Annotated in this window: 5 protein-coding genes; all 5 read right to left on the bottom strand. The window is 33.8% G+C overall.

The annotated features are described in order from the left end of the window. Positions 1–256 precede the first annotated feature (256 nt). The 5 genes from CLV96_RS19695 to CLV96_RS20060 all read right to left on the bottom strand — a co-directional run bounded on the left by CLV96_RS19695 (position 257) and on the right by CLV96_RS20060 (position 5492). Complete coding sequence (locus CLV96_RS19695) at positions 257–1174, bottom strand: hypothetical protein (RefSeq protein WP_004787836.1); 918 nt, start codon at positions 1172–1174, stop codon at positions 257–259. Positions 1175–1393: 219 nt separating this feature from the next. Then, the gene (locus tag CLV96_RS19700) at positions 1394–2131 is read right to left on the bottom strand and encodes an MORN repeat-containing protein (RefSeq protein WP_004787819.1); all 738 of its coding nucleotides are present in this window, start codon (positions 2129–2131) and stop codon (positions 1394–1396) included. Positions 2132–2379: 248 nt separating this feature from the next. Then, positions 2380–3075, bottom strand: a complete 696-nt coding sequence (locus tag CLV96_RS19705) for a hypothetical protein (protein ID WP_134152112.1) — start codon at positions 3073–3075, stop codon at positions 2380–2382. Between the two features lie 184 nt (positions 3076–3259). After that, the gene (locus CLV96_RS19710) at positions 3260–4183 is read right to left on the bottom strand and encodes a hypothetical protein (protein WP_004787824.1); all 924 of its coding nucleotides are present in this window, start codon (positions 4181–4183) and stop codon (positions 3260–3262) included. A gap of 202 nt (positions 4184–4385) precedes the next feature. Next, the gene (locus CLV96_RS20060) at positions 4386–5492 is read right to left on the bottom strand and encodes a hypothetical protein (RefSeq protein WP_243836557.1); all 1107 of its coding nucleotides are present in this window, start codon (positions 5490–5492) and stop codon (positions 4386–4388) included. Positions 5493–5695: the final 203 nt, after the last annotated feature.

Consider the following 5695-nt stretch of genomic DNA (forward strand, 5'->3'; position numbering starts at 1 on the left):
GAATTGTTTTCTTCCAAATCGTAAATCGACAACACTCTCTTAAAAAATTTGCGCGTTTTCTTCTTTTGATCAACTAATTGCAATTAACGAACTAGGGGAGACGACGTTGTCCGTAGCCGAGCCTACGAAGTAGGCGTTGGCGTCGGCGCGCCTTCTTGCGGAGCGAGAAGCGTGACGGAGGACAATGTGTCGCAGACCGAGCAAGGCCGTAAGTGCCGCAGCGAAGCGTTTCCCCGTTGTTAGGCGCAGTTAGTTTTTATTTAGAATAATTAATACTTTTCTTAATTTCTGGAAATTTGAATTTATTCAAAAACTCAGATGCCCATAGTAGTGTGCCTATAATTGAAATCCCCTTCCATATTCTTTGAGTTACTTCATTTTTACTAATTCCTGAAATTAATTTCGAGAAAAATTCAATGCTAAAATTTGCATGATTACGAAGTAAAACAATTTCTGTCAAAAGACTCCACAATGTATACGTGAAAATGTAAGCGATTAATCTAGTTGTTATAGAGAAGCGTCCTACTTTTCCACCAAACAATTTGTATCCAAAATTTGTTACGTAAAATATAACAATAGTAGATATCAGTGCAATACTAGTGTTTGAAGCTAGAAACGACCATAAGATAATTACTGGAATATTTATACAAACTGAACCCAAAAAACCTCTAAAGTATTTTTTATCTTCCTTATCAAATTCTTCTTTTCCTTTTTCTAATTCATACTTAATTTCTAACAAACATTTATCGCAATAAGGATTACTTGTTGTTTCGTTTGTGAAATAATATAGTTGGTATTCAGGATTTTTGCATTTGCAACAAAAATTATTTTCATTGATATTGTAATATTTAATTCTTCCTGTGATAAATTCAATTAAATTTATAATTCTTTCTATCGGTGAGTCAAAAGTTGTATCATGAATATTAATTAATATATATTCTTTTTCAATATTTATCTCTCCTATTTTATATTTTTTTTTAACTTCACTAAATTCAGTCTTTAATCGATAGATTTTTTTCTCATCAATATCAAGATCGCTTATCAATAGGTATTTTTGTTGATATAGGCCTTCCCAAATATTAATAATATAACCGTGCTCAATTCCTACTATACCATTGGGAGAGTATTCCCATTTTTTCTGTGTACCAATTTTTTCAAGATCCTGACTTACCATTTTGTTCCTTGTTGAAATTTAACTAATTGCGCCTAACGAACTAGGGGAGACGACGTTCCTCGTAGCTGAGCCTTCGTAGAAGGCGTTAGCGTCGGCGCGCCTTCTTGCATAGCAAGAAGCGTGACGGAGAGGAATGTGTCGTAGACCAAGCGAGGCCTCGTGCCGAAGCGCAGCGTTTCCACGCTGTTATGCGTAGTGCCTTTTGTTGAGTGGTAGTTTTTAGTCTTTGTAAATAATTTTAATTTGATTTGAACTAAATTCACTATTATCTAATGAATAGTTTCTAATTTGATTATTGCATCTATTCCTATTAGATTTACATGTGATAATACCCGAGACTAATCTGTTTCCTCGAAATTTACCTTCACTTAGATAATCTGGATTATATTGAATTCCTTCCGTAATTTGTTTGTTTACAAAAATTCCTTTTGTATACCACTCACCGAAATCAGCTGTTTCTGTTCCGGTACCATTAGTGCAGTTTCCAATACAAATATAGCCGTTTGAATTCCAAATTCCAGATATAACAGTACCGTCTGGAAATTTCTTTTTTCCGAATGCTCCAGTCAAAGGGCTACTATCTTTCCATTCAGTTTCTATAACTGTACCAGATTTATAAGTATAAGTTCCTTTTCCGGAATACTTAGGAAAATTGAATTTATCCCAATCCCAATAACCTTCATATACATCACCTTCGCTATAACTTCTCTCGGTTCCAGGAATTTGCGGTCCGTATGTAATCTTACCGAATCCATGCGGCAAAAGCGGATCGATTTGTAAATTAAAACCCGGAGGAACTCCTAGTTGCCCTTCGTAAATATCTTTGTGTTGATTGTTTGATACAAATTTACCATTGTTATTTGGACATTCGTTATCACTAAAACATTTATAAGCCATAGATCTACATGACATAGAGAAATTTATTATCAAGATAAAGAGAAAAAATAGAGATTTCATTTGCTTCCTTTTGTGGACTAACGTACGTTATTTTTTATTTGTGTCTAGTAAAAATTATTTCGGCATTACGCATAACGAACTAGACTAACCGACGTAGGCTGACCCTGAGTCCCGGTAACGGGACGTTAGGGACTGGAACGACACTTGCGAATGCAAGGGGAGTGCCAGAAGCCTATGTGGCGCAGCCCAAGCAAGGGCGTAGTCCCGAAGCGAAGCGGTTAGTTGCTGTTATACGCAGTAAACCATGTTTAAAATGCTTCTTCTAAAATTTCTGAATTTATCTCAATATCATTTTGTACAAATCCGAAAAATCCACTAATTAACAAAATTGGCGCAAGTTGATAATTCTGAAATGCTTTTGCTAGACCAGCAGAAACTCCAACATACGTTAGGGCAAAAGTTTTAGTTGTATTGAAATCTTTTTTTCCATTAGAAGAGAAATTAATCGAATATTTTTTGTTTAGAATATTTAAATCATTGCAGAAATTATAAAATTTAGATGATTTAAGTTTCCTTGTGCTATAAAATTCTTTTGAGTTACATTTTTCATTTGTATTAATTTCTTTAATTCGTTTCTCGTTTAGTCCAAAATAGATAGTATGAATCCCGCTATAATTTGCATAGAAGGGAATTGTTTTGGAAACTTTAACTTCTATTGATCCTACATAGATCCCGCTTGGGATTTCAATTTTAAGATTGTTGACATTAACTTTTTCTTTAAATTTAAATTTTGATCCAAATTTAAAAGAATCCAAGAATGTATATTCAATTAATTGGAAATCGATTTCAATTTCCTTTTCTAATTCTGGGAAATTTATAAAATTAATTTCGATTTTTTGATTTTTATTGGGGATTGTATCAAAATCAGTTTTAGAGTTAGTAATATCATTGGAAGTCATGCAAGAAATTAAGACAAAGAGAATTGAAGATTTAAGAATTTTCATTTAATAAATGTATTTTGGTTTATTGCGTATAACGAACTAGACTAACCGACGTAGGCTGGCCCTGAGTCCCGAACGGGACGTTAGGGACTGGCCACGACACTTGCGTAGACAAGGGGAGTGCCAGAAGCCTATGTGGCGCAGCCCAAGCGAGGGCGAAGTCCCGAAGCGAAGCGGTTAGTCGCTGTTATGCGCTGGACTTTTTGTATTCAATTTCTATCTTTTTTATGTATCTACTTAATTTAAATGGCATATAATTTTCTTTTAACATTTTTTCCCTTTGGTTTACTTTTAAGGAATTTGCTAAAGAAATATCATTTACTGCAGCGTATTTTAAAAATCGTTTTTCCTCTTCCGTAAATTCATTTATTGCAGGGCTAAATTGGCAGTTTCCAATTATTTCTAATTTCATTTTATTGAAATGTGACTTGCTACATACGCCAGCGCGTTTAAGAAGCCATTTTTCTTCTGATATTAAATTTTCCACAGATATATTGTTTCCTGAGTCGAAGGACTCAGCATATACTATTACCCAATAAGAAGCTATATAATCAAAAACTAAATTACTTGAAATTATTATAGCATAGCTAAATTCTTTTGTTTCATTTAGATTTGGGTATTTCGTGATTAATTTATTTGAAAAATAAGGATTTAATGCTGTTCCATCTTTTAATACTGGAAATTTTATAATATCACCTTGCTTAAAAATTAGTTCATCAGGTTTTTTTAATAATTTTCTGGTTTTCGAAGGATTTTTGCTAGAAAGAGATTCTTTGAGCTTTTTGAGAACTTTATCTCTAGCTTTCAGTGAAATATTATCCATTCCTAATTCTTTGTTTCTGTTTAAATCTTTTCCAAGATCAATTATTTCTATAGCTTTTTGGAAAATAAGATTATTTGCTATTCCATATTTATTAAATTGATCAGATAAAACTAACCAAAAAATATAATGGTCTTCATCGTTTTCGTTTGAAATAGTATCTTTGAATTCTTCTGAAATTATGTTATAGATTTCTTCATCTTTGAAAGGTAATTTTATGATACTTTTTATTGTAGTTTCGAAGTCTTTACTGCTATCGCTTGAATAGAGACCAGTTCCCCATGTTCCCATTGTATTTCCTTAAATTTTAAAAGTCTTGCGCATAACGAACTAGTGGAGACGACGTTTCTCGTAGCTGAGCCTACGTAGTAGGCGTTAGCGTCGGCGCGCTTTTTGCGAGAGCAATAAAGCGTGACGGAGAGAAATGTGCCGCAGGCCAAGCGAGGCCGTAAGTGCCGAAGCGCAGCGTTTCCACGCTGTTATGCGCAGTAGGCTAGTTCTTTTGTTCCAAAGTTAGTATATATTCTTTGATTACTGTTCCTTCTTTATCGGTAAAAACGAATTTGGCAAATTTTTCTTTTGAAGTAGATTCGTTTGTTGGAAAATATGCGCTCCTTAAAACATATTCAATAAATTCATCAATTAAAAATACATTTGATTTTAAATTAAGCCAACTTTTGATAAATTTAGCTTTTTTGTATAAGCGAATATCGGCTGTAATAAAAAATTGACAACTTAATCCATATGTAAGGTGGATATTGTCATTAGTTATACTTCCGAAGGCAGTCGGACTTTTTACATCTTCTGATACGAGTCCAATTAATTCAGCTAAAGAAGTTAACTTTAAAACCCAGCGGTTTAATTTTGATAAAAATGTAATGTTGTCTTGTTTATGGAAATCAAAAAAGTCTTGATAGTTTTTAAATTGAATTTGAAAAAATGAGGTGTTTATAGCTTCGTTTGCCATTTCCTTTACATCCATCATCTTTTTTTCTTTTGAAAGTTGATGAACATTTGGATAAGAAATCTTAATGCCAGCTATTTCTTTGAATTCATTTCTCATTGCTTTATTGATTCGAATAATTTCCAAGCCGTTATTGAAATCGCTCAGAGCGTCGGCTAATCTATTTATTAATTCTTGGTGTTTTTTGTTTGGTACGAATATAGATGCTACTTTGATGGCTCCCTGTAGCATCAAATTTAGAGGTTTAAGTATAAAATCAAAAGAATTTGAAGGCTTAATTTGCTCTATGCAGTATTCAAAATCAGCTTGCATGTTTGTTATTTGATAAATTTTCAGAGTAAAGTTATCTGATCTATCTTCTTGAATTCTGATTCCTTTGGTGAAACGGAATAAATTTTCTAAATCTTTTGCCTTATAATTTGAAGGACCTTGATTGATATCTAAGTAGTGTGCATGGCTATATGGTATTTGATAATAAGTGAAGTCGATGAAAGTCTCTATAACAGTGCCAAGGCATTGAATTGACGCTTTTAAATCTTTGTCCAATGAGTCTGGCTTGAATAGGTAATTGATAATATTGGAATCGAAATAAATTAGGTTTTCTGCAATATTAAATTCTTCTTCTGTAATAGTCATATAATTTTAGCCTATTGCGCATAACGAACTAGGGGAGACGACGTTCCTCGTAGCTGAGCCTACGAAGTAGGCGTTAGCGTCGGCGCGCCTTCTTGCAGAGCGAGAAGCGTGACGGAGAGGAATGTGTCGTAGACCAAGCGAGGCCGTAAGTGCCGAAGCGCAGCGTTTCCCCGCTGTTAGTCGCAGTGCAGTAGTATTTGGTT

Origin of the sequence: Leptospira meyeri, assembly GCF_004368965.1 — a bacterium.
In the GTDB taxonomy this organism is placed as follows: Bacteria; Spirochaetota; Leptospiria; order Leptospirales; family Leptospiraceae; genus Leptospira_A; species Leptospira_A meyeri.

Coding starts and splice junctions, on each gene's coding strand:
- CLV96_RS19700 (WP_004787819.1), bottom strand. CDS start 2,131: ATGAAATCTCTATTTTTTCTCTTTATCTTGATAATAAATTTCTCTATG.
- CLV96_RS19695 (WP_004787836.1), bottom strand. CDS start 1,174: ATGGTAAGTCAGGATCTTGAAAAAATTGGTACACAGAAAAAATGGGAA.
- CLV96_RS19705 (WP_134152112.1), bottom strand. CDS start 3,075: ATGAAAATTCTTAAATCTTCAATTCTCTTTGTCTTAATTTCTTGCATG.
- CLV96_RS20060 (WP_243836557.1), bottom strand. CDS start 5,492: ATGACTATTACAGAAGAAGAATTTAATATTGCAGAAAACCTAATTTAT.
- CLV96_RS19710 (WP_004787824.1), bottom strand. CDS start 4,183: ATGGGAACATGGGGAACTGGTCTCTATTCAAGCGATAGCAGTAAAGAC.